The organism is Wolbachia endosymbiont (group B) of Apotomis betuletana (assembly GCF_947250475.1).
Classification (GTDB): Bacteria; Pseudomonadota; Alphaproteobacteria; order Rickettsiales; family Anaplasmataceae; genus Wolbachia.
Genome location: NZ_OX366320.1, coordinates 947,266 through 971,133, shown reverse-complemented (window position 1 = coordinate 971,133; position 23,868 = coordinate 947,266). Strand labels below are relative to the sequence as shown.

Annotated in this window: 24 protein-coding genes and 1 tRNA gene; 6 read left to right on the top strand and 19 right to left on the bottom strand. The window is 33.0% G+C overall.

What is annotated here, in order from left to right:
* Positions 1-6: 6 nt before the first annotated feature.
* From OOK82_RS04375 to OOK82_RS04365, 3 genes are read right to left on the bottom strand one after another with little or no spacing between them, the layout of a single operon-like run.
* Positions 7-375, bottom strand: coding sequence for an HIT domain-containing protein (locus OOK82_RS04375; RefSeq protein WP_006014413.1), 369 nt, complete (start codon positions 373-375; stop codon positions 7-9).
* Between the two features lie 6 nt (positions 376-381).
* On the bottom strand, positions 382-663 hold the full coding sequence (locus tag OOK82_RS04370) for a hypothetical protein (RefSeq protein ID WP_010403548.1): 282 nt from the start codon (positions 661-663) through the stop codon (positions 382-384).
* A gap of 3 nt (positions 664-666) precedes the next feature.
* Entirely contained in the window at positions 667-1,401 is a 735-nt protein-coding gene (locus OOK82_RS04365) for a hypothetical protein (RefSeq protein ID WP_264686906.1), read from the bottom strand.
* Between the two features lie 184 nt (positions 1,402-1,585).
* Between OOK82_RS04365 and OOK82_RS04360 the strand changes: the two genes are divergently transcribed.
* Together OOK82_RS04360 and OOK82_RS04355 are read left to right on the top strand one after the other, a co-directional pair.
* On the top strand, positions 1,586-2,962 hold the full coding sequence (locus OOK82_RS04360; RefSeq protein WP_264336529.1) for a UDP-N-acetylmuramoyl-tripeptide--D-alanyl-D-alanine ligase: 1,377 nt from the start codon (positions 1,586-1,588) through the stop codon (positions 2,960-2,962).
* 33 nt (positions 2,963-2,995) lie between these two features.
* Complete coding sequence (locus OOK82_RS04355; RefSeq protein WP_064085471.1) at positions 2,996-3,961, top strand: complex I NDUFA9 subunit family protein; 966 nt, start codon at positions 2,996-2,998, stop codon at positions 3,959-3,961.
* 8 nt (positions 3,962-3,969) lie between these two features.
* On the opposite strand, the gene OOK82_RS04350 is transcribed toward OOK82_RS04355, so the two are convergent.
* From OOK82_RS04350 to rpmF, 4 genes are all read right to left on the bottom strand, one after another.
* Positions 3,970-4,043: transfer RNA gene (locus OOK82_RS04350), tRNA-Arg, on the bottom strand.
* A 142-nt stretch (positions 4,044-4,185) separates the two neighbouring features.
* Complete coding sequence (locus OOK82_RS04345) at positions 4,186-5,142, bottom strand: beta-ketoacyl-ACP synthase III (RefSeq protein ID WP_264377619.1); 957 nt, start codon at positions 5,140-5,142, stop codon at positions 4,186-4,188.
* Positions 5,135-6,172: a phosphate acyltransferase PlsX gene (gene plsX / locus OOK82_RS04340; RefSeq protein WP_264704495.1), complete on the bottom strand. Its 1,038-nt coding sequence runs from the start codon at positions 6,170-6,172 to the stop codon at positions 5,135-5,137. The genes OOK82_RS04345 and plsX overlap by 8 nt, the downstream gene beginning before the upstream one ends.
* Positions 6,173-6,180: 8 nt before the next feature.
* The gene (rpmF, locus tag OOK82_RS04335; RefSeq protein ID WP_029237672.1) at positions 6,181-6,363 is read right to left on the bottom strand and encodes a 50S ribosomal protein L32; all 183 of its coding nucleotides are present in this window, start codon (positions 6,361-6,363) and stop codon (positions 6,181-6,183) included.
* 234 nt (positions 6,364-6,597) lie between these two features.
* Here rpmF and OOK82_RS04330 point away from each other — a divergent pair, with 234 nt between their 5' ends.
* Together OOK82_RS04330 and OOK82_RS04325 are read left to right on the top strand one after the other, a co-directional pair.
* Entirely contained in the window at positions 6,598-7,380 is a 783-nt protein-coding gene (locus tag OOK82_RS04330) for an MlaE family ABC transporter permease (RefSeq protein ID WP_029237671.1), read from the top strand.
* Positions 7,373-8,074 (top strand): ABC transporter ATP-binding protein, encoded by a 702-nt coding sequence (locus tag OOK82_RS04325; RefSeq protein ID WP_010405332.1) that lies wholly within the window; start codon positions 7,373-7,375, stop codon positions 8,072-8,074. The genes OOK82_RS04330 and OOK82_RS04325 overlap by 8 nt, the downstream gene beginning before the upstream one ends.
* 259 nt (positions 8,075-8,333) lie before the next feature.
* Here the strand turns inward: OOK82_RS04325 and ffh are convergent, their stop codons facing one another.
* The 8 genes from ffh to rseP form a co-directional block, all read right to left on the bottom strand.
* Positions 8,334-9,677 carry a signal recognition particle protein gene (ffh, locus tag OOK82_RS04320; protein WP_264377620.1) on the bottom strand — a complete coding sequence of 448 codons (1,344 nt, stop codon included), beginning with the start codon at positions 9,675-9,677 and terminating at the stop codon, positions 8,334-8,336.
* Positions 9,662-11,221 carry a proton-conducting transporter transmembrane domain-containing protein gene (locus OOK82_RS04315; protein ID WP_064085475.1) on the bottom strand — a complete coding sequence of 520 codons (1,560 nt, stop codon included), beginning with the start codon at positions 11,219-11,221 and terminating at the stop codon, positions 9,662-9,664. The genes ffh and OOK82_RS04315 overlap by 16 nt, the downstream gene beginning before the upstream one ends.
* Positions 11,222-11,848: 627 nt before the next feature.
* Entirely contained in the window at positions 11,849-12,253 is a 405-nt protein-coding gene (locus tag OOK82_RS04310; RefSeq protein WP_264377622.1) for a hypothetical protein, read from the bottom strand.
* A gap of 85 nt (positions 12,254-12,338) precedes the next feature.
* Positions 12,339-15,152 carry an FAD-dependent oxidoreductase gene (locus tag OOK82_RS04305; protein ID WP_264686908.1) on the bottom strand — a complete coding sequence of 938 codons (2,814 nt, stop codon included), beginning with the start codon at positions 15,150-15,152 and terminating at the stop codon, positions 12,339-12,341.
* Positions 15,153-15,197: 45 nt separating this feature from the next.
* Positions 15,198-15,629, bottom strand: a complete 432-nt coding sequence (gene fabZ / locus OOK82_RS04300) for a 3-hydroxyacyl-ACP dehydratase FabZ (RefSeq protein ID WP_264375982.1) — start codon at positions 15,627-15,629, stop codon at positions 15,198-15,200.
* Between the two features lie 4 nt (positions 15,630-15,633).
* Complete coding sequence (locus tag OOK82_RS04295) at positions 15,634-16,194, bottom strand: OmpH family outer membrane protein (protein WP_010404220.1); 561 nt, start codon at positions 16,192-16,194, stop codon at positions 15,634-15,636.
* The gene (gene bamA / locus OOK82_RS04290) at positions 16,195-18,528 is read right to left on the bottom strand and encodes an outer membrane protein assembly factor BamA (protein ID WP_264686909.1); all 2,334 of its coding nucleotides are present in this window, start codon (positions 18,526-18,528) and stop codon (positions 16,195-16,197) included.
* A 7-nt stretch (positions 18,529-18,535) separates the two neighbouring features.
* A complete protein-coding gene (gene rseP, locus OOK82_RS04285) occupies positions 18,536-19,651 on the bottom strand; it encodes an RIP metalloprotease RseP (RefSeq protein WP_264704494.1) in 1,116 nt (371 codons plus the stop codon).
* 99 nt (positions 19,652-19,750) lie between these two features.
* On the opposite strand from rseP, the gene OOK82_RS04280 reads away from it, so the two are divergent.
* Entirely contained in the window at positions 19,751-20,017 is a 267-nt protein-coding gene (locus tag OOK82_RS04280) for a succinate dehydrogenase assembly factor 2 (RefSeq protein WP_010404229.1), read from the top strand.
* Here OOK82_RS04280 and OOK82_RS04275 read toward each other — a convergent pair.
* From OOK82_RS04275 to OOK82_RS04265, 3 genes are read right to left on the bottom strand one after another with little or no spacing between them, the layout of a single operon-like run.
* Complete coding sequence (locus tag OOK82_RS04275) at positions 19,995-20,312, bottom strand: cell division protein ZapA (RefSeq protein WP_010404232.1); 318 nt, start codon at positions 20,310-20,312, stop codon at positions 19,995-19,997. The two genes, OOK82_RS04280 and OOK82_RS04275, sit on opposite strands and share 23 nt — an antisense overlap.
* Before the next feature lie 43 nt (positions 20,313-20,355).
* Positions 20,356-20,634, bottom strand: coding sequence for an HU family DNA-binding protein (locus tag OOK82_RS04270; protein ID WP_010404234.1), 279 nt, complete (start codon positions 20,632-20,634; stop codon positions 20,356-20,358).
* 19 nt (positions 20,635-20,653) lie between these two features.
* Positions 20,654-22,306, bottom strand: a complete 1,653-nt coding sequence (locus OOK82_RS04265) for a 30S ribosomal protein S1 (RefSeq protein WP_264704493.1) — start codon at positions 22,304-22,306, stop codon at positions 20,654-20,656.
* 103 nt (positions 22,307-22,409) lie between these two features.
* Between OOK82_RS04265 and trmB the strand changes: the two genes are divergently transcribed.
* Complete coding sequence (gene trmB, locus OOK82_RS04260) at positions 22,410-23,054, top strand: tRNA (guanosine(46)-N7)-methyltransferase TrmB (protein ID WP_063631013.1); 645 nt, start codon at positions 22,410-22,412, stop codon at positions 23,052-23,054.
* Between the two features lie 208 nt (positions 23,055-23,262).
* Here the strand turns inward: trmB and OOK82_RS04255 are convergent, their stop codons facing one another.
* Complete coding sequence (locus tag OOK82_RS04255; RefSeq protein ID WP_006013204.1) at positions 23,263-23,784, bottom strand: pyrimidine dimer DNA glycosylase/endonuclease V; 522 nt, start codon at positions 23,782-23,784, stop codon at positions 23,263-23,265.
* Positions 23,785-23,868: the final 84 nt, after the last annotated feature.

The window sequence follows — 23,868 nt, the reverse complement described above, 5'->3', positions numbered from 1 at the left end:
ATAACACTATGAATTTACATGCTTTCCTAATCTTTTACCACCTAAAATATGTATGTGAAAGTGCGGTATAACTTGCTCTCCATCTTTACCGTGATTAGTAACTAATCTATATCCTGTTTTTTCTAAGTTATATTTATGTGCTATTTCTCTAACAGTTTTAAAAAAACTTACTATTTCCTCTTCGGAAGCTTTCAGAACAAAATCATCGTATGAAACGTATTGAGCTTTTGGTATAACTAGAATATGAACTGGTGCATCAGGATACTTATCACGAAAAGCTAGCACATTTTCATTTTTATGTATTTCCTCATAAGACAACTCACCTCTTAATATCTTAGCAAAAATATTAGTGTCATCATAAGCTGTACTACCCATACTTTATTAAATTCCTGGTCCTCTTCTATTTTGCTTATGATTTGGTGTAGAAGGTGGGCTTATTGCTGCTTCGCTAGAAGCATCTTCAAGACTTGAAACATCTTTTAGTTGTATATCTTGTCCACGCAAAACTGACCCATAGTCCATTTGGTGTCTTTTTGAAAACGTTTCTATTCTTTTTGCCCTTCTTGCAGCAATAACTTCTGGTTGTAAATGATACATATCTCCAGGAACAGTTAGGCTATGATACCTTTCCTCTATTTTAACTTCTTTCATAACACTCTCCATAATTTATTTCCCCCTACCTCTTATGCTTTCGCAACTTTCAAAATCTTGTTTAATAGCTTTTTGCCAATTATTTAAAATTTTCTCTGATGACTTTTCTTTACCTATAGACCTTATAACTTCTTGTGACTGTTGCTTTTTACTATCGTATCCACTATACAACTTTTCTGCAATATCATACAGCAACTTTCGGTCTGTGTGAACTTTAAACTCTCCACCAGTAATTTTTGCCAAATTTTTGAGATCATAATCAATTTTATTATAAATTTCTTCAAGAGCGTACTTTTTCATTACTTTTTCATCTATACCTGGATTTTTATCTTTTATTTCTTGGATAATCTTCTCAACATCAACTTCAATTACAATTTTGTTTTCTTCTCTAAAAATAGTTATATTTGGCAGATCTTTCCTTATTTTATCTAATTTCTCTGGACTCAAGTAAGGTATATCCTCCGTTAAAGTTCTTGACGCTAAAAAACTTACCTTACCTTTTTCTTGTTTTGTTATTTGTATGCCAAGGTACTTACTAGCTTCTGTGGTTTTTATAGGTGGGTCATATTTCTCTTCTTCTTTAGGTACATCACTCACAGCCTTTTTTAATGAAACTTTAGCATCATGCTTCATTTCATCAATTGAAGCAAACGGTTTCTTTATAGGATAAATAAGTGCTTTAGGCACAAGAAAAAACACGCCTTTTATCTTAGCCAAAATAGACTTTTTATTTGACTCATCTTTTGCCATACATACCTCCAAGTCACTTTCTACAATCAGATAGTAAAATACACCCAATTATAGACGAAAATATTTAAGCTTGTATATCTATTATAAGATGAAATTATAGAGATAGCAATCATTATTTGTACATTACCAAAGTATGTAGTATTTTTGCTGCTTTTCTTGTTCAAATTACCTTTAAAGATAAATTATGTTAAAATGGAACGCAAATAATATTATCGATGCTACTGGCGGAAGAGGGGAGGGTGTTTGTAATTCGGTATATAGCTCAAATATTTCAACGGATACAAGAAGCATAAAAAAAGGCGATTTATTTATTGCTCTCAAGGGAAAGAAATTTGATGGGCATGATTTTCTACATGAAGCATTTTTAAAAGGAGCTGTTGCTGCGGTAGTAAGCGAAGATAAATATAGAAATTTTCCTCTAATTATTGTGCAAGATACTCTAAAAGCTTTGCATAATATGGCATCATATTACATTAGAAATGTTCTTGTTAATGCTAAAGTTATTACAATTACAGGTAGTGTCGGGAAAACGACTACAAAGGACATGCTGCACACTGTTCTATCGCAATATGGAGCGTCTTATGCAAACAAAGATAACTTGAATAATAATATAGGATTACCTTTTACTATTCTAAAAGTCCCAAAAAACTGCCAGTACTTAATCCTTGAAATGGGAATGAATAGAGCTGGTGAGATAAAAGAGCTATCGAAGATTAGCAATCCGGATATTGCAGTTATTACCAACATCGAACCTGCGCATGTTGAAAATTTTTCATCTCTACTTGATATTGCGCAAGCGAAGTTAGAAGTCCTATGTGGTATGAAAAATAATGGTACTTTGATTTTGAACAAGGATAATAAACATTATGATTATCTTTTATCAAATGCTGACAGAAATGTAGTGAGCTTTGGTAAGAATGAAAGTGCTACTGTTCGTTTGTTAGACCTAATAAGAAACGATAGCGGTATAAATTTAAAAATTAAACCGCACAACGGTCAAATTATAAACTGTAATTTACGTTTGCGGGGTGAGCATTTTACATACTCTGCATTAGTTGTGACAGCAGTTGTGCAAAGTCTAGGACTTGATTTATCGAAATTACCACTAGCACTTGAGAATTTTACTGTAACAGAAGGTAGAGGTAATGTTCATCAAGCTAAATACAATGGAAAATTAGTACATTTGATTAACGACTCCTATAATGCTAACCCTACTTCAATGAAGGCTGCAATAAGAACTTTAGGTACATATTCTAATTTAAGAAAAGTGGCACTACTCGGCGATATGTTAGAACTTGGTAATGAAAGCATAGTATTTCATACAGAATTGCTTGATTCTATAGTAGAACAAAATGTGAATAAAGTTCATACAGTTGGTAAATTTATGTTAGAATTGAATAAACTTTTACCGGAGAATATAAAAGGCATGCATTTCGATGATTCTAACCAATTGAAAAGTAATTTAGCTAATATTGTTCAAGGTAATGATGTAATTTTAGTTAAAGGTTCTCATGGAATGAGAATGGACCTTATAGTGCAGGAATTCACAATAGAATATTAAATAAAACTATTGTATTAATTTAAAGTTAAGTTATTGGAAGTTTTAACTGTGATAAAACGTATAGTTATTTTTGGTGGAACGGGATTTATAGGAAAACACATCGTAAGACGCTTGGCAGCGGCGGGGTATTTAATAAGAATATTTACTCGTGATCAGGAAAAAGCTGCTTGTCTAAAGTTATGTGGCAACTTAGGGCAAATATCAATACTTGAAGGAGATTTTTTTAATGAAAAATCAATTTTAGAAAGTATGGAGGGGTGTGATGTTGTTATAAACTTAGTAGGAATATTATATGAAAAAAGAAAATACGATTTCTATACAGTTCATGTTGGAATAGCTGAAAGAATAGCAAAAGCTGCGCAAATAAAAAATGTATCCATGATGATACATTTTTCTGCCATGGGAATAGAAAATGATAAGTTATCAAAATATGCCCAAAGTAAATTGAAAGGTGAGAAAGCTGTAGCTTCGGCGTTTCAAGGAGCAATGATAATTAAGCCCAGTCTTGTATTTGGTAAAGAAGATAATTTCTTTAATAAATTTGCAAGATTAGCAACAATTCTTCCTTTTTTGCCGTTGATCGGTAGTGGAATAACGAAGTTTCAGCCGATATGTGTAACAAACTTAGCTGAAGTGGTATACCGTATTATCAGCTTTAATAAGCAAGATAAAAAAATTTATAATATAGGTGGATCAAAAGTTTACTCTTTTAAAAGCTTATTAAAGTTTATTCTGAATGTGACTAACAGAAAGTGTCTACTGATCAATGTACCTTTTCCAATGGCAAGATTGATAGCCTTTTTCTTAGAAAGTAAAGTTGTTTCTGTGCTGTTAAAACCTATAACTGGAGATGCAAGCCCTATACTTACTCGAGATCAGGTGAAAGTTATGATGAGTAGTTCAATCGAAAAGTCAGATGATCTCGAAACAATGAAAATTAGACCACTAGCAATTGAAAATGTGGTACCAGAATACTTGAAAATTTATAGAAAGCATTGATAGAAGAATGTGCCCGGTAGGATTCGAACCTACGACCCACAGCTTAGAAGGCTGTTGCTCTATCCAACTGAGCTACGGGCACACATCATATATAAAATGCTTCTTAGTACACGTGAAGTCAAGTATTTCTTGTGAATATAATGTTTGTGATAATATCTCAAAACTTTGTCAGTACAGCATGTAACGATAAAATTGAGAAAAAAGAAGCGTGGGTAATAGGAAGTCTAATAGCGCAGTAACACAGAACCCCAGGCTAAACCTGCACCTATTGAAATCAGCAATATCAGATTTCCTGACTTTATTTTTGATTCTTGTACTGCATAGTCTAAGGCTAGTGGAATTGACGCTGCTGAGGTGTTTGCATGCTTATCAACTGTATTAATTACTTTTTCTATAGGAAAATCTAATTTCTTTACTACTGCTTCAATAATGCGAATGTTTGCTTGATGGGGAATTAACCAGTCAATATCAGTAATCTTCAAACTATTGCATTTTAGAGTTTCCTCTACTGAGGCTGTTAATTTCTCTACTGCATGTTTAAACACTTCTCTTCCATTCATAAGTATCTTTCCAGAATCACGAGTAGAGGATATTCCTCCGTTTGTACATAATAAGTCCACATTGCCATCAGAGTGTAAGTTTGTTGATATAATGCTACTGCTACTCATTTCTGATTTCATTATCACTGCACCAGCACCATCACCAAAGAGTACACAAGTTGACCTATCTTCCCAATCAACAATCCTAGACATTATTTCAGCACCAATAACAAGCGCGTATTTAATTCTATCGTTAGACTTTATAAGTGAATCAGCAACTGTAACTGCATATATAAAACCAGAGCATGCTGCCTGTACATCAAAAGCAAATGCGTTTTTACACTTTAATTTACTTTGTATAATCGTTGCACAGCTAGGAAAAGTTTTGTCAGGTGTTGTTGTTGCAACTATGATCAAACCAATTTCATCTATTGAAATTTTCGCTTTTTCTATAGCATTTTTCGCTGCATTAACAGCTAAATCTGACGTTAGTTCTCCTTCATCTGCTATATGTCTTTGAACTATTCCTGTTCTTTGCCTTATCCATTCATCGTTTGTTTCAACTATCGATGCAATTTCGTTATTACTCAAAATTTTTTTTGGTAGGTAAGAACCAGTGCTCAATATGAAACTTTTATTCAATATGACTTACCCCGTTAATTATCTTCTGGTTTAAATTTTCACTGATTGCATTTACTGCAAATTTTATAGCGTGAGCAAAAGAAATAGCATCAGAATTTCCGTGGCTCTTTATAATGATACCATTTAGCCCTAAAAACATAGCTCCACTTCTAATTTTAGGATTAAAACGCTCTAATGCTTTATTTAGCTTGGGTTTCAACAATATGCCGACAAGCATTTTTGTCATCCATGAGTTAAATACTTCCTGTTTTATTAGACTGATAAAAGTACCAGCAGTTGCCTCAGCTGTCTTGAGCATTACATTACCAACAAAACCATCAGCAACAATTACGTCTATATTACCATCTAAAAATTCACTTGCCTCTATATATCCTTTGAAGTTAATACTTGGAGCATTTTTGAGTAACTCAAAAGCTCCTCTTACTGAGTCAGTACCTTTCACTTCTTCTGTACCAATGTTTAGCAAAGCGACTTCAGGATTTTCAACTTTTAATGCTATTTTTGCAAATATACTCCCCATTAATGCAAATTGAAATAATGAGTCAGTATTACAGTCAACATTTGCACCAAGATCAAGCAATGCAAAGCTTTTTGTCTTAGTTGGACAGACAGATGCAATAGCAGGACGATAGATATTGGGTAATGTTCCTAAAATAAATCTGGAGATAGCCATCAATGCTCCAGTGTTGCCTGAAGACACCATTCCAAAAGCTTTACCTTTTTTCACTGCTTCAACAGCTGCCTTCATACTTGAATCTTTGCGATGTTTCAGTGCAAAAGAGGGTTTATCATTTGGAAGAACATTATCAGAGCAATGGGTAAATTCGGAGCTATCGATTACTTTTTTGTATTTTGAAAGCAAAGGAGATATTTCTTTCTGATCTCCATAAATATGAAAAAAAACTTCAACACCTGGATCAACAAGATTATCCAAGAAAAAACTAGCACCCTGAATTACGGAAAGAGGTGCAAAATCCCCTCCCATAGCATCAAGTGCGATAACTATGTTGTTGTTGACCGTGGGTAACATATCATGAGTTACTCCGCCTTTTGTTTAATGAAAACACGTTTTCCTTTGTAACTATTGTCAACTGCTATGTTGTGAGGCAACATGAATTCTCCAGTTGTTGCACATACCACAATATTCTTAGGCTTAATAGTATGATGAGAACGATGCATATTACGCCTTGACTTTGACTTTTTTCTCTTCGGAACTGCCAAAACTTACTCCAATTCAATTATATAACACAATTTATTAGTAGCATGTTTTTTACAAGAAGTAAATAGCGAAATAAGTAAGGTTTTCTTATACAATTCAGTCTTATAAACTTAAACTCAAGCATTTTGATCAAAGTATATTGAACTTAAGATATATCTTGACTATATTCTGCGATAGAGTTAATAAAAATTTTAATAAAATCAGTAAAACTAATTTTTAGCTAAGATAAATGCAAAGTGAGTTCCTTTGATGTAAACAGTGTTAGAATAATCGGTAGGTGCTTTATCAACTTTCTGTTGAGGCTTGGTAACGCATTTGTGTTTTTTATTCAATCTCTATACCACTGCTTTGTGCCACCGTATTATTTTAGCAATGTAGCAAAACAAATTATAGAGATAGGCTTTTTCTCTTTACCAATTGTTGGGCTCACTGGAGTTTTTATAGGAGCGGTGATAGTTTTACAAAGTAGCTTAAGTGGTCTATTGATTAATCAAGAACAAGTAGTACCTAAGCTTGTTACGATCACTATCATTAAAGAGTTAGGGCCAGTTTTGATTAGCTTAATAATGGTAGGAAAGGTTGGGTCCTCAATTGCAGCAGAAATTGGCACGATGCGCATCACTGAACAAATAGATGCACTTACAACTTTGGACATCAATCCTTTCAAATATTTAATTGCACCAAGAATTCTAGCGTCAGTTATAGTATTTCCAATACTTACAGTATGTGCAGATCTAATAGGAATATTTGGAGGGTATGTCACCGCAGTCTTTGAATTTAACCACAATTTAAATATATACATAAAATATACAGCTCAATTCTTTAATATAAACGATTTTGTTGTTGGGCTAATGAAAGCGACTGCTTTTGGGGCTATAATTTCTGTTTCAAGTTGTTATTACGGTTACCATTGTAGAGAAGGTGCACGAGGAGTAGGTGTTGCTACAACATCAACTGTTGTTTTTTCGTCCATATTGATCATTTTAGCAAACTACTTGATTACTTTGATACATGTATAGCCCCATAATATCAATATTGAACCTAAGCTTGTCTTTTGATGATAGAACGATATTAAACAACATAAGTTTTAATATATCGAAGGGGGAATCATTAGTCATACTTGGCGGCTCAGGAAGTGGTAAATCTGTATTAACAAAAATAATCATTGGATTGCTAAAACCAGACTCAGGGTCTATTAAAATAAATAGTGAAAGCAAAAATAAATTTGGAGTCTTATTTCAAAATTCTGCTTTATTTGACTACGTTACAGTGTGGGAAAATATATCTTTTAATTATAAAAAGCGCTTTAATATCAGCGAAAAGGAGGCAAAACAGCTAGCAATCGAGAAGTTAAATGATGTTGGACTGGAGGAAAGCATAGCAGATATGTTTCCAATCGAGCTATCAGGCGGAATGAAAAAAAGAGTAGCACTTGCAAGGGCGATTGCGCACAATCCAGAAATTATTGTATTGGATGAGCCAACTTCAGGATTGGACCCAATTATGTCAGATATGGTAAACGAGATAATAATAAAATTATCTAAAGACTTTAACCCTACAATTATCACGATTACACATGATATTCATAGTGCATTTAAAATAGCTGATAAAATAGCAGTATTATACGAAGGGAATATTATCTACCACGGAACTGTCCAAGAAATACAAAATACTAATAACGAATATATAAAAAAATTCATTCATTATATATAGCTATAGGTTTACAAACGATATTGTGAATGCTATATCTAGCCTAACTTGAGCTACTGACAATTGTCGTTCTGTTACTAGTGTAGTGCCACGGTGGTATGGTGTGTTAGCTATAAAACAACGCATTAAATATAGCTAAAGTAACTTATATCAATTTTTATTATTATGCCAATTCCAACTGCGGAAATTTATTGAATTTGTTACTTCACTACTCAACAGCAATTACAACTGATGATTTTATTTCATTCTACTACCTGCTGATTTATTTTCTGCTCAGCATATCCATTAAATCAGATTCTTTGAGTTTATTATGATCAACTTTACTGAATTTATTCACCATAGAGCTCATTTGATTATACTGCTTAATTAGAAGATTAACGTCAGTTACACTTGTTCCGGACCCCTTAGAAATTCTAAGTCTTCTTTTGCCATTTAAAATATCTGGATTTTGCCTTTCTTTTTCGGTCATTGAGTTTATGATGGCTATATATTTTTTCACTTTATTGTCGTCTGGCACACTGCTACTTAGCTTTTTTGTGAATGAACTAGGGATGAATTTCATTATGTTGCTAATGCCATCCATTTTACTCAGAGTTTTTAACATTCCCACTAGGTCGTTTAGGTCGAATTTACCCTTTTTTACTTTCTTTTGTAACTTATCAATTTCTTCCTGACCAACAATCTCAGCAGCTTTTTCAACCAATGATACAACATCACCCATGCTAAGTATCCTTTTTGCAATTCTATCGGGATAAAAATCATCGAGGTCACTTAATTTTTCACCACAAGCAATAAATTTAATTGGACAATCGGTGATCATTTTCATAGAAAGAGCAGCACCACCACGTGCATCACCATCAACACGGGTGAGAATAATGCCGGTTACACCTATTACCTCATTGAATGATTTGGCAATGTTGACCGCATCCTGGCCTATCATTGCGTCGGCTACTAAAATAACTTCTGCAGGTGAAGCTATTTCCTTTACGGCTTTCAACTCATTCATCATATTATTGTCAATATGAAGCCTGCCTGCGGTGTCTAGTATTAATACATCATAATTATCGTTCTTTGCTGCTGCCAGTGCCCTTTTTGTAATTGCAATAGGCTCCTCATTTATTACTATAGATAAAGTTTGTACGTCTATCTGTTTACCCAGCACCTCAAGTTGTTTCTGGGCAGCCGGCCTATAAATGTCTAAAGAGGCAAGCATCACTTTTTTCTTTTGCTTTTTTAGCTTTAAAGCAAGCTTTCCTGAGGTAGTTGTTTTACCTGCACCTTGTAAGCCCACCATCATAATCACAGCAGGGGGTTTAACTGCTAGATTTAAGTCACTTTTCTCTGATCCGAGAACTGCAACTAAATTATCCTGCACAATTTTAATTATCATTTGTGCTGGAGAAACACTTTTTATGACTTTTTCCCCAATCACTTTATCTTTAATGTCGTTGATGAATTTTTTTGCAACTTCAAGTGAAACGTCAGCTTCAATTAAAGCTATACGTATTTCACGCATGGCAAGATTAAAATCATTTTCAGAAATGATCGACTTTCCTCTCAGTTTACTAAATACAGAATTTAAACTTTCAGTTAACGATTTAAACATAATAGCATTAGTAGAATACTCATTAAAAAGAGAGAAGAAGCTGAAACAAAACTTACTGAGTTATAACTTATCACTTCTTTAAGTTTAGTAATATTATTAAAGTATAAATTAGTAAGTGAATTAGTCAAGTTTTGCAGTACGTTGGCAGACATTTCTCTCACTTTAAAGACCAATTGATTGAACAGCAAGACAATATAGGGTACGAAAGCTCTAAAAATCCAATCAATATCCATTTTAAAATTTATTCTTGGGTAAAATAACTTGCGTAAAGGAATAAACAATAAAGTGGTACATAATAACAAATTAAATTGCGACAAAATATTTTTTGTGTTGTACACAAAATCGAAAATCGAAGGGTTATTGTAAATAGGCAAGTAAGGGTTGCCAGCAATTATACATATGAATGCTAAAATAATCATTGTTATTCTACCTTCTTTCCCTTCTGAAGGTTTGGACTTGCTTTTAGCGATAAATATGTAATAGAAAAACTTGAGCCCCACGCTTAAATAAAGCAGTAAATTTAGAATCTTGTATAAATTTTTATACACTTCTAAATTAGCACCACTTGCTTCAATCTCGGCTGTAATGTATGATTTGCTAATAAATCCAACGGTTCCAGGAAATGCAGCCACTGTGAATATCGCAATTATAGCACACATGCCTTCGACTGACATCAATTTACCCACTCCATTAAAACTAATTGTTTTTGTCCGCGAAATAATCGCATTGCTAACCACAAACAATAATGATTGATAAACAAGAGAGAAAATTATGTGTAGCATCAAAATTGGTATTGCCTTTTCCGAAGGGCTGAGTAAACCTCCTGCAATAATCAGCAAGCCCATTTGTCCTACAACATTATAGCATAGAAATCTACGAATATTTTGCTCAAGAGAAGCAAATATAATGCTGTAAATTACAGTGATGGCGCCTACAAGTGCTAATATTTCAGTACAATCTTGCCATAGGGTGTAAGTGTGTAAAAGCATCACTAAAAAAGAGACTTTAGTGGTAAATAAAGAGAGATATGTAGTGCCATGTAGTGATGCAGCAGGATATGCATCAACAACCCAAAACGAAAAAGGAAAACAAGCGCAGTTTATCAATAAACCCAAAATTATCAGGTTAGTGCTTTGAAGTGCCAATCCTGCTGTCAATATAACTCCAACCAAAAAGTGTACACAAGCGTACCTTATTGCAGATCCACTATCTCTACAGCTAGCTGCGATAATAAAAAATGCACTGATGGTCATTAATTCAAAGAATATTATAACCAACATTATCTGCTTGGATAAAATTGCACAGAGTGAGCAGGTAGTATAAGCAAAAAAAGATAGCATCTCTGAAAAAGTCAAATTTTGTGTTGGTAGAACAGCTAAAAATGCAACTGATAAAAAAGATATTAGTACGATACGAAAAGATAAATCAAAATTTAGAACTGGATGAGAGCAATTCAGTGTAGTACCTAAATTTTCAGGTAATATTAGGACTATCACTATTAATGTAGTCAACAGAAATAGCAATAAAAATTTATAAAGTTGCACAATGATGTAAAACAGTATGGTTTATGCTACCTCAACATACAAATAAAATCAATTTGCATATTAACCACTAGTTAAGCTAATTACCATATAATTATATCAGGGTTTAGAAGGTTATAGAGAAACCGGTCAGATTAGGTTTTTAATCTAATCTGACCGATAGCTTTAATAGTGAGGTAAGCTTTAATATAGCACTCCTAATTCACAGTGCTACACTCGTGCATAATTTATTTTTAATTTGTGCACGAGCGTTAGTAAATTATTTACTTTTTGAAATAAAATTTGGCATCAATTCAATATCCAGAACTTCAGTAAGTCTGATAGTTGAGAGTGATTTACTTTCTTTGTTTTAAGTATCTGCATAAATCTAATGGAGCTGCCAGTTTTCAATGCACTCATTCGACTTTTATGCTCTTCGCAATATTTGATTCTATTAAAGAATTCTTTGCTAATCTAGTCTTTAACGCTTTTTTTAGATACCGCCGCGGTGTCTCAGCATAGATTCCACTAACACGTAGCGGAATCTTAAATTGTTTTAGCTATAGATCCCTGTATCAAGTACTGTAATGACGGCATTCGAGTAGCGGACACTGGAATCAAGAAAGCTCTTTAGTAGCTGTATAATGAAAATTAGATCATAAAATCCTCTGACAGCATATTCTGTGTTTTACCGTCATCCATAACTGTGTAATCAATATCATATTTATCGAATTCATTGCGCATCCTAGTGAAATGTCCTTTATCATGATCCAAAAGAACACTTACGTATTTAAAGCTATCATTAAAAAGATCATTATAAATTACTGGAGATTGAACTGTGTAGGATTTTGTACACTCATCTTGACCGTTATTATCTTTACAAAGGGACATTTTTCCTGTTTTGCCAGTATCATCTTTAGTAGAAATAAGAAATTTCATACCTACGTCTTCGTTTTTTGCTATAAACTCCTTACACTTTCTACTTTTTGCAGAACATGGTCCTATATCTATAGAGTAGCTTTCTTTTGGAAGTGTGAATCTTAACTTATGTGTCATAATACTACCTTAATAAAAATCATTATTATAGTATAGATTTATTAATAAATAATATACATTATGGTATAATTAGTACAAAATAGGTTTAACCAATCTCAGTAGGACTGCCAGTTGGACCCATAAGAATTATTTGTTCACCTTTTTTAAAACATTTACATAAATTAGTGGAACCGCCAGTTTCAAGCACAATAGTAGAAATAAATCCTTTTTTTTTGTCTACTTCAGTGCCGGTTACTGCTATACCTTCCATAGTGAGGTGAGTTTTTCTGCTATTGGTTTCAAAATTTTGCAACCTAAAGAATTGTCCAGGTTTAAAATTCTTTGCCGCAAGTGGTGCTTTGATCACTATTTCCACAACTTTGTCTGTTAAATATTGAACTTTTATAACCTTTGCAGTGAATTGCTCTTTGATTCTATTAAAGAATTCTTTGTTAGCTTGACGGAACAGCGTCACTCCAGCGCGTGACGCTGGCTGATTAGCTGTTTGGATCACTCCACTCAAAAGCTGAGAAATAATAGGGTAGCCGTTCTTAGCACTTGCCATAGCTTTCACGACGCTGCCGCTATACGAAGGGTGAAGATCACCAAAAAAGCTGATTGTTTTATTGCCTTGCTTATACACTAATATTCTATCTTTATTTTGCATTTTAGGAGAAAATATTGGGTCTATTTCTTTTCCTGATGAATTCAAATGAGTAAAATACCCATTACTTAATTTAAAATGCTTTTTATCTTCTGTTGCAATAACTGTATTTGGCTCAGTACCTGCTGCTATAAAAATAGAACGTGCTTTTATACATTTGATTTCGCCGGATTTTGTGTCTATCAGTTTTATTGACTCAGCATGGTTATATTTATCTGTCACAACTTCAACTGGCTCTAAGTTTTCAATAAAGTAAATCCCTTCTGATAATGCGTTTTGCACCTCTTCGCTATTTAATCGATAACTTGGCGAGTCTTTCAGCTCTTTTCTATATACAACTTTCACTCCCCCAAGACTCTGCATTAACTCTAATATTTTTATTTCTCTACTTTCTTTTTTTGCTAATTCTTGCTCTGCTTGGATCAACTTTGCGTGCGATATGAGCTCATTCGCAATTTCGTGCTCTTCTTCTGTCCAATCTTTTTCAACACAGTCCTTTCCATACTTATCAACTAATATCTCATAACGAAGTAGAAATTTGTCTACTTGAATTGGATAATACGCTAAAGCTTCAGTGGCAGTGTCAATCGCAGTAAGCCCAGCCCCTATTACAACTATCGGCATACGAACTTGCAGACTTGCTATAGAATCAAATTTAAGAGCGCCAGTCAGTTGTAACGACATAAGAAAGTCAGATGCCATACGCACTCCACGAGCTAGTATATTCTTTATTTTGATCATTCGTGGCTTGCCAGAGCCAAGTGCTAGGGCGATGTGATCAAAACCCGAGTTGAACGCGTCATCAACATTAATCGTGCCACCAAAACGAATACCTCCATAAAGTGCGAAATTCTCACGTCTTTCCAGCAAAAGTCTAATGATTTTTAGATAATTTTTGTTCCATCTAGAGGTTATGCCATACTCTGCTACTCCACCAAATCCACCAGCTGTGCGTTCACTTAGTTTTTCATGCTCGAAATCTTTAATTAGCTGAAAATTATCGATCAAAGGTTCAATCTTTAGTCCATCAATGGCGATAACGTTATGCCCATCGTTTAATAAATGATGAGCTAAATTAAAACCCGCAGGACCAAGCCCTACAACTAGGACGTTTTTTCCTGTGTTTCCTTTTGGCAATGGACGCTGAAAATTTAAAGGATTCCAACGGCTAAGCAGAGAATATATTTCAAATCCATACGGTAAAATGAGCACATCATCTAGAATCCTTGTTTCAATCATTGGCACATTTACAGGCTCTTGTTTCTGATATATGCATGAGTTCATGCAATCATTGCATATTCTGTTCCCAGTAGCTGCACATAAGGGGTTATCTATTACCACAATTGCAAGGCTTGCTATGCTGTACCCTTCGCTTTTCACCAGATTCATTTCTGATATTTTTTGTTCTAGTGGACAGCCGTGCAATTCAACTTTGAGTGGGGACTGTTTAAAGGTATTGTCGTTATTACTTAGCCCCTTTGAACAACTGTCCTTATTTTGCTTATGACAAAATATGCAGTAATGAGCATTATCCAATGCTTTATTCAAACTCACCTTTTCACTTGTCAGATCAAAACCATGTCGTCTTTTTGTTTTGCTTGAATACAATACCTCAACTTCGTCTACTTCTTTTTTGAAGAACGATACGAGATTTTCGTGATCAATTTTTCTGTGAATACTAAAAAGTATACTCTGTTTATTTTTCACTCTCCACGCTGCATATTGCGCTGCAAGTTCTATTTCTTCTTTGTGATCCTCTTTATTTTCCAACCAACGCATCACCTGCTCAGCAAAATTTTTTTCTGTTGTTGGTAGGGCAAGAAAGCGATTTAATTTGCTGGTAACATAATCAATATCTATATCTGCTATATCAGTGTACTTCTTTAATGCATAGCGTTGAACAAATAACCTTTTACACTTATATATTGCAGCAAAGTCGTTGTGCTTTTTCTTTAGCTCCTCTGCTTCTTTTCCAATATTAAAAAGTTTTGCAATAAATTCATCAAGTAAATATGAGAGGTCTATTATTAACTGACTATCTGTCATTTGAGAGGCCAACATTGGTTGTTCTATGGATCCCAGTGTCAAGCACTGGGATGACATCAAAGAAGAAGCTGCTTTTTCTCTTGCTTCAATTAATGAACAAAACAAGCTTTCATCGCACGATTTTATATAATCTAAAAACGTCTCATCTAATTTTATTAATCCACTACAAGTGTATAAGTTTGAAAATGAGATTTTGAAATTCAGTTGCATTGTTATACTATACAGTGTACATACTGTTTCTTAGAGATGAAGATTTTATTTGTCTTGCAGTCTTGCTAAGATTGTTGCTTCTGCAGCTTTTTCTTCCCCAACATATGCAACACACTCAAATTTGCGTGCACCCAAACACGCATTTTTTATATTGGATTGAAGAACCAACGTGTCCCCTGGAATAACTGGTCTTCTGAATTTTGCGTTTTCAATAGACATAAAGTAAACAACTTTATTTTCTATTGTTTCTTTACCGAGGACACATATAGCAGATGCCTGAGCTAAAGACTCAACTATCAAAACTCCTGGCATTATCGGATGGCCAGGAAAATGGCCAATAAAAAATGGCTCATTGAAAGTCACATTTTTGATTGCTTTTATGCTTTTACCATGGTCACATTCTATTACTCTATCTACTAAGAGAAACGGATAAGAATGTGGTAGTATTTTTATAATATCACTGATATTAAATTGCATAAGCCTACTCAATGCTTTGCAAAGCAAATTCAGGTATTTCCTTATTTACATTTTTTAATACCACATCTGATAAATCAACCTCATCCATAGAGTATAGAACTTGGTTCTTTTTTGAAATAAATAGTACTAAATCTACATTGTTTTTTTCTGCCGTTCTTTTAGCCACTTCTTTTATTTTGTTAAAGACACTTTCTACTGCTTCTCTATAGTTTTCTTCTAAATTTGACATTTTCTTAGCGTAATTATCCCTAACGCTTACAGTGTACTTACTAAATTGTTCCGTCTTTTCTTTTTTTGCTTCTTCTGACAAAAGGTCAAATTCTTCTTTCGATGGCTTAAATTTTTCTAACTCATTTTCAAATTCTTGCTGTAATCTAGAATTCTGCTCCTTTATTTGTTGTTGTATATTTTGCAGAGCCAGAGATTCGTTGATAACTTTGTCACTATCAATAATGGCAGCCTTTGTATTAATCGCGCTCTGAGGTTGATACCCTACAAACTTATACCCTACAAATAAGGAAACAATTAAGGCAATGACTGATGTAAATAACTGTATATATTTCATTCAAATCCCCGCTTCAATAGAAATTTTAACGTTTGGTGATGGTATTATATCATAAGTTTCCTTTACTAAAGGAAACCCAAAATCTAATCTAAGTCTACCAAAAGGAGAGGGCATTGAAAAGCCAAAACCTGGTGATACTCTTATAAGCTTACTATCGTAATATTTTCCACTATATATCTCCTTTTCATCTAAACCAAAAAGTGTTGCGTAGTCAACAAATAGTGAGCCTTTGATACCAGCATAGTCGTATAATTTAGATAGTGGAAAATCTACTTGCTGTGTTAAATTAAAATAAGTTTTGCCTCCCAATGAGCTTTTATTTTTGTCTTCTGCTCTTGGTCCAATGCCGGAAAGGTCAAATCCTCTAATTTCATTACCACCTTTAAAAAAGTGCTGGCCAATATTTAGCTCTTTATCGGTATAAGAGAAAATATGACCTGCTGCTATTTTAAAGCGCAATGTTATATCATCATCAATTTTGCTTAGTATAGGGCGTGTATAAAAAGACAAAAACTCAGATTTTAGGAAATTTACATTTCCTCCCAATCCTGAAATATCCTGATTTAAGCGCAATAAATATCCCTCTTTAGGAGTATAGAGGTTATCCAGTTTATTGTATGATAACGTATATCCCACTGATGAAACCTGATACTCACCTTCTTGATCTCTTATTATCTCAGAGATATCCTCATCTTTTCCACTCTTATTGTCCATATGTATATGGTTATATTTATAAGAATAGCGAATAGAGTTGGTTAGATTTTCTAAAATTTTATAAGATAATTTTACTGTTCCTCCCCAGTCACAAGTATCAAAAGTGGTGTTTGGCTTATCTTGTTTTTCATAAAATATACCTACGCCTAATGACGTATCAGAATCGTTAAAATTATTTTCAACAGCGTCTATACTAGTAGAAAGAACATATTGACTTTTTTCAAGAGCAAAAGATACCTCTTTACCACTACCAAATAAATTACGATCTGTGAAATCGGTTTTAACAAATACTCCACCAGGAAGAGACATGCCACCTGTTAAAGATAACGAGGCAGTTCTTTTTTCTTTGACATTTAAATCAAGATTTACTGCATTTTCATCCACTATATAACTATTTATTTTTACTGTTTCAAAAAAATCGCTATATATAAGTTTTCTACGTGATTTTTGAATCTCAGATGTGTTATATGCGTCGCCTTCTGCCATGCTAAGTTTTCTTCTAATTACTTTATCTAAAGTGCGGTCATTGCCATCAATAGTAATTTGGTTTATATAAATCTTTTTACCTGGTAGCACTTTGTAAGTTACATCCACAATATTGTTATGTTGTGTATATTCTGGATTAACTTTTGCAAATATATATCCTTTTTCGTTTAAATGTTTACTTATTTTTTCTGCTGTATTGTTAATTTTAACTCTATTAAATATTTGATTATTTTCCTCTTTGATAAATTCTAATATTTCTTCCCTTAAACTTAAATCCTTAATCTCAGTTTCAATATCAACTTCATTATTTCCAAATAAGTATTGCTGCTTTTCATCAATCAAAAAAGTTAACTCTATTTGGTTGTTATTATCAACCTCAACAATTGGTTGGATATTATTTTGAATATATCCCTTAGATGAATAGAAGCGATCAAGCAGTTCTGTGTTAATCAGTAGATATTGAGGTGAATAATGAGTTCCGCTTTTAAAAATGGCTCTAAATAACTTACTAAATATATCATTGCTATGCCTTTTGATAACTTGCTCTAGCTCATTTGCTGAAAAGTTTTTATTACCTATGAATCGTAAACCCTTAATTTTAGACGTTCTTCCTTCTTTTATCTTAAAAATTAGGTTTATCCTATTGCTACCAAGCTTATCTAGCTCATATGCAATTTTAACACCAATTTTACCACTGTTCCTATAAAGAGTAGCTAGATTTATTAAATCGTTTTGTAATTTTGTTTCAGTGAAAATAGTTAGTGATTTTGACTGGATAACGTTATTTAGCAACTCTTTACTGTTAAATAACTTATTGCCTTTCAATATTACTTTGTTAATCAATGGATTCTCATGAATTTTTACTACTAAGTTTTTTTCATCATCGATATAGGCGTTAATACTAGCAAATAACTTTGTTTTGTATAAATCTTTTATAACTGAATCTACATCATCATCATTTATATGACTACCTGGTTCTAATTTTGTATAAAACCTTATTGTTTGATCACTTACTCGCTCATTGCCAATATACTTAATATTTTTTATCTGTACTTTTTCTTTATTTTCTAGAGCAACAAGTAGAGTGGGAAAAGAAATAAGTATTATTATTAGTATGTGAAATAACTTTTTCATATGTATCTTAAAAAAGATGCCTAATATCATTTGTGATTGCAACTGCCATCAACAAAAACAGTATGGTAGCACCAAAAGTGACTGCATATTTTTGATATTTCAAACTCAAATCTCTACGTATAACTGCTTCTATAATATAATGAAATAAATGCCCACCATCTAGTAGTGGTATTGGCAGCAAGTTAATTGCAGCTAAATTAGCTGCAATAATTGCCATAAAATATAGAACCATCATAAGTCCCTTTTTAGCTGATTGCCCTGAATATTTTGCAATTTTTATTGGCCCACCTATTTCATTTATACTCCTTTTACCAACAACAATTTGAAAGAGTGCTTTGATTGTTAAACACATAGTGTGGTAGGTTTCATTCACTGATAGGCTAGCAGCTCCAAGAAAAGATGACTGTTTTAACCCTATCATATTAATTGAGGTAATTCCTATAGTTTTTCTTTCTATTATGTTACCAAAGACATCTCTATCCTGAACTGTAAACGGAGTTAGAATAGTTCTGTACTCTTCGTTATTTCTGCTATACTTAATTTCTATTCTTGTTTCAGGATTGGACATTATCACGCGTGAAATATCTTCAAAGTATTTTATTTTGTACTCATTGATCTGTGTAATAGTGTCACCTGGTAATAGGCCAGCTTGCTTTGCTGCACTTTCTTCAATTACATTACCAATTACTGGTGGAGTACGATAATAACCTGCCACGCTGAAAAATATTGTGAAAGCTATAACGGTAAATATCATGTTTGCAAAAGGCCCTGCAAAAACTATTGCTGCTTTTTGATATCGAGGTTTTGTATGGAATGAGTATAATTTTTCTTCTTCAGTTAATTTTTGTTGATCAACAGGAACGCTTGCTGCATTAGTATCCCCTAACATTTTAACGTAGCCACCCAATGGAAAGGCACTTAATTTCCATCTAGTTCCAGACTTGTCGTTAAAACCAAAAATTTCAGGACCAAAGCCTATAGAAAAAGATTCAACTTTAACCTTGCATGCTTTAGCGACAATATAATGCCCATATTCATGCACGAATACTATGATAGAAATTATTAAAGAAAACGATAAAAAATAATATATTCCAGCGCTAAGTTGATGAGAAATTAATTCCACCTATGTTTTAAATCTTAATCAAACGTTGAGTATATTAAAATGCGCCTTGCTTGACAAGTATTTAGTTTAGTCTTTAAATTAAAAAAAAGTTTAATGACAATGATAGATATCTCCTTATTAAGAAGAAAACTGATGTATAGGAGTTGGCATAGGGGTTGTAAAGAAACTGATATACTTTTAGGGCATTTTGCATTGAAATATCTTGATAAATTTTCCTTAAGTGAACTAATTGAATACGAAAAAATAGTTGATCTTGATGATTGCGAATTATATTGTTACATCACTCGTAAGAAACTTCTCCCCCCTGATTTGAGTAGTGAGGTAGTCGATTTGATTGCTTGCTTTAATCACTTATGCACCCAATAATCTTGTTTACCCTATCTAATACTTCAGCATATTCTACTCTTTTTTCCTCCCTATACTTTTTGCATTCTTGATTTATTTCGTCTAATCGCTTTGTTAATTCTAAAATTTTGTCTTCGAGAGTCAATGCTGCAAGTAAGAAATTTAATGCATCTGAGCCCTTACCTCCAGTTCTTTGAGATATGGAGCTAACTAGCTTGTTGAAGCTATTAGCAAGTTGTAATAAATGGTCCTTCTTTTTACTTTCGCAAGATATTTTATATGTGTTATTATGTATAACTATTTCTACTACTTGCATATGATGCTATATTGTACAACTTTCAAAATTACAATATAGATTTTTATTCATTTATCAAGAGGGATAACTTTTTACTGCTACGAAAATAAGTTTTAAAGTATTGATGTTTTGCAACCTTCTGTGACGTCAAATTACTTGCTTCTTTCAAGTTATAGCTTCTAATTGAAAAAGAACCAAACCCCCTGATTTCAACTCTATTATGATATTTCAACGTGTTTGAAAACACTCGAAAGAAACTATCAACTATGTCTGCTATAATGACCTTATCTAACAAAAGGTGTTTTTTTGCCACTTTTGCTATTATATCAGATTTCGTTGCCATTTATATGAAGCACAAGAAGTTATTTGGCAGATAATATTATATTATATTTTTCAACACCTACTACTTCAACTTGTATTTTTTCTGATATAGAAAACTTTTTATTTTCTGGTAAATGCTCTTGATCTACTAAAAGGGTTACATTGTTCTCAACCTCAACGATTAGACCATTTTCCTCTCTCTTACTTACAGTAACCTGAATTTTATCCCCTACTTTAACTTTCTCTATCAGTTCTTCAAGAGGATCATACTCTATTTGCTTTACTCCAAGATAAATTCTTGTCCGATCTACGTTAGCCCTTATCACTTTTGCTTCTATTTCATCACCTACATTATACTTTTTTATCTCATCTGAATTGTTTTTCGACCAACTTAGATTTTGCATATAAATTGTTCCTTCTACGTCCTCAGATATCTCAGAATTATCAAAAGTCACAGATATTTGTGAACCATTGTTGCTTTTAACTTTACCAGAAACAATAGAACCAAGAGGATATTTATCAATAAATACTTGCCAAGGATTCTCTACGCACCTTTTTGTGCTTAAACTCATCTTATTTTTAATAATGTCAATACCGAGAATTTTTACATCCACTTCTTGTCCTATTGTTACAAAACTACTGATTGGTAAATTACTCTTGCTCCAAGTTATTTCTGATGAGTGTACCAAACCCGCAATCCCAGGTTTAATCTCAACAATGAATCCACAATCTTTTATACCCGTTACACATCCTTTGTGTATGCTGTTAATTGGACATTTTGACTCTAGATCTTGCCAAGGATTGTCTCCTAATTGTTTTACACCCAGGGAGATTTTTCCATTTTCTCTATCTATTTTTATAATTTTAGTTTTTATATGCTGACCATAAGAAAAAATTGCAGATGGATGACTTACATTACTCCAAGAGATATCTGTAATATGTAGCAGCCCATCTATAACTCCCACTGTATCTGATTCATGAATGCCAACAAATGCACCGTAGTGAGTGATGCTTTTTATTTTGCCTTCTACTACATCACCTTCATTTAAAGATTCTAAAAACTTAATTTTTTCACCAGCATGCAATTTCTCTAATACCAGCTTTCTTGATACTACAATATTCCCCTGCTTCTTATCCATTTTAAGCACGATGAATTTTTGTTCAGTTTCAATAAGGTGATTAGCATCTTTTATTTGCTTCAAATCCACATGACTCAGCGGTAAAAACGCACTTATTCCATCACCAAGATCAACAATAAAACCGCATTTAATTGAGCGTTTAATGATTCCTGTTACTTCATCTTTTGTAACTGCGCTTTCTTCCAATTTATTCCATTTTTTGTCTCTGATTGCTTTCTCACGACTAAGAACAACATTACCATGGTAATCTTCAATTCTCTCAACATAAACTCTAATTTTCGAGCCAACAGTGATATCATCATTACAACTGAGCTCCTTAATCAGAATTCTTCCGTCTGACTTTAAACCAACATCAACCACAATATCATTAGAATTTCTTCTTGTGATTATACCTTCTACCACATCTCCTTCTTTGATTTTGTTAGCAAAAGAATCTTCACAAAAGTCATTGTCTTGATTATCAAATTGATCTTGAAATATCTCTTCTATGAACCTATTTGATGATAGCCTCTTGATAGCAACTGTACTTTCCATACCTTTTAATTTTAACTTCATTAGAACTCATATATTATATAATATTAATAATTAGTGACAAGTAAATTCTCATTAATTCATTTCGAGAATTGTTTAAGCTATAAAAGATTAAGTTATGTAAGATATGTTATCTAGGAATAATAATTGGATTAGGTCATTTTCCAGAAGATCTAGGTTGAAGTTGAATGTTCTGGAGAAGTATTCTATTAAAAACAGCAAGGAATCTATAAAAAAGATCGTAGACTTACAAAAAAGAATACGGGTAGAAATAGGTTTCGGTAATGGTGAAAATATGCTCCATCAGGCATTCAATGAATCTGATCTATTATTTATAGGATGTGAGCCTTATTTAAAGGGGGTCTCTTCCTTGCTAAAAAGCATAGAAGCACACAGCATAAAAAATATTTTAATATGGACAGAAGATGCAAGAGAATTAATTGTCAATTTTCCTGACCACAGTGTTGAAAAATTCTTTATTCTCTTTCCAGATCCATGGCCAAAAAGAAGTCACAACAAAAGACGGTTAATTAATACGGAATTTTTAAATTTATTAGCAAAAAAAATACTTGTCACAGGTGAAATATTTATTGCAACTGATCATCAGGATTATGCAGAGTGGATAGAGTTACATATAAAGCAGTGTAATTTTTTAACCTATAAGGAAGATAGTTTTGCAAATTATACCCCAACAAAATACCACAGAAAAGCGCTAGAATATCAGCGTAAAATAAAGTTTTTTAAAGTAAATGTTATATCTAAACTGACTTAGATTTACCTCTGCTTGTTAGTACAGATGTGTACATGACACTCTATAGTGCAAGTAGCCTACCATATACTGGGAATAACAGTTTACTGAATTCTTTAATCTCACAAATAGAAAGATCAATAAACTTGATAAACATCAACATTATCAGCCAGCATTGCTTTTGCAACTTCAATTCTACCTTTTTTATGATCGGTTTGGATAATTTTATAACCTATAGCATTTTGTCTAGCAACCAATCTGGTGCTTCTCTACCTTTTTCCCACTTAGCAAATCTCATCTTTTCTTTTAGGTAATATTCTCTATATGCTTCTATTGGGTTACTACATTTATATCGATCAGGTAACGCTTGTGTAAAAGCTTGTATATCAGCTGATCGAAATATTAGCAAATCCTTGTTATTATCGCACCAATCTATAACTTCTTCGGATTTATGCGTTCTTTTGTATCGCAAGCTATATTCTATACACAATTCTTTTCCATGTTTTATTAACCAATCAAAGTTTCCTTTTGATTGTCTAGCCCATAAAGAACAAGGATGGTTTTTGTGAGTAAGTTTATATGGAACTTCTATATTCTGGTTTGTAATGCTGACTAAAGGATTTGGCTCTTTTAATGCTATTGAAAAAACACTGCTAAGCAATTGAGCAGTTTCTAGCGGCATTTTTACTATGTGCTTATCGCATAACATTTGTGCTGCAGTTACAGGATTTTCGTCTAATATAAAGATATTCATCTAAGCACCCAGAGATAGAATTTTTGCGTAGTATTTATTTCAATAAACCCTAAAATATCATTCAGAAAATGGATAAGTTAAATA

Bases quoted from the DNA above. Each gene is read 5' to 3' on its own strand.
- OOK82_RS04360 (WP_264336529.1), top strand. From the start codon at position 1,586: ATGTTAAAATGGAACGCAAATAATATTATCGATGCTACTGGCGGAAGA.
- OOK82_RS04375 (WP_006014413.1), bottom strand. From the start codon at position 375: ATGGGTAGTACAGCTTATGATGACACTAATATTTTTGCTAAGATATTA.
- OOK82_RS04305 (WP_264686908.1), bottom strand. From the start codon at position 15,152: ATGCAACTGAATTTCAAAATCTCATTTTCAAACTTATACACTTGTAGT.
- OOK82_RS04365 (WP_264686906.1), bottom strand. From the start codon at position 1,401: ATGGCAAAAGATGAGTCAAATAAAAAGTCTATTTTGGCTAAGATAAAA.
- OOK82_RS04265 (WP_264704493.1), bottom strand. From the start codon at position 22,306: ATGAAGTTAAAATTAAAAGGTATGGAAAGTACAGTTGCTATCAAGAGG.
- ffh (WP_264377620.1), bottom strand. From the start codon at position 9,677: ATGTTTAAATCGTTAACTGAAAGTTTAAATTCTGTATTTAGTAAACTG.
- OOK82_RS04255 (WP_006013204.1), bottom strand. From the start codon at position 23,784: ATGAATATCTTTATATTAGACGAAAATCCTGTAACTGCAGCACAAATG.
- trmB (WP_063631013.1), top strand. From the start codon at position 22,410: ATGTTATCTAGGAATAATAATTGGATTAGGTCATTTTCCAGAAGATCT.
- OOK82_RS04370 (WP_010403548.1), bottom strand. From the start codon at position 663: ATGGAGAGTGTTATGAAAGAAGTTAAAATAGAGGAAAGGTATCATAGC.
- OOK82_RS04325 (WP_010405332.1), top strand. From the start codon at position 7,373: ATGTATAGCCCCATAATATCAATATTGAACCTAAGCTTGTCTTTTGAT.
- bamA (WP_264686909.1), bottom strand. From the start codon at position 18,528: ATGAAAAAGTTATTTCACATACTAATAATAATACTTATTTCTTTTCCC.
- OOK82_RS04310 (WP_264377622.1), bottom strand. From the start codon at position 12,253: ATGACACATAAGTTAAGATTCACACTTCCAAAAGAAAGCTACTCTATA.
- fabZ (WP_264375982.1), bottom strand. From the start codon at position 15,629: ATGCAATTTAATATCAGTGATATTATAAAAATACTACCACATTCTTAT.
- OOK82_RS04280 (WP_010404229.1), top strand. From the start codon at position 19,751: ATGATAGATATCTCCTTATTAAGAAGAAAACTGATGTATAGGAGTTGG.
- plsX (WP_264704495.1), bottom strand. From the start codon at position 6,172: ATGTTACCCACGGTCAACAACAACATAGTTATCGCACTTGATGCTATG.
- OOK82_RS04275 (WP_010404232.1), bottom strand. From the start codon at position 20,312: ATGCAAGTAGTAGAAATAGTTATACATAATAACACATATAAAATATCT.
- OOK82_RS04295 (WP_010404220.1), bottom strand. From the start codon at position 16,194: ATGAAATATATACAGTTATTTACATCAGTCATTGCCTTAATTGTTTCC.
- OOK82_RS04270 (WP_010404234.1), bottom strand. From the start codon at position 20,634: ATGGCAACGAAATCTGATATAATAGCAAAAGTGGCAAAAAAACACCTT.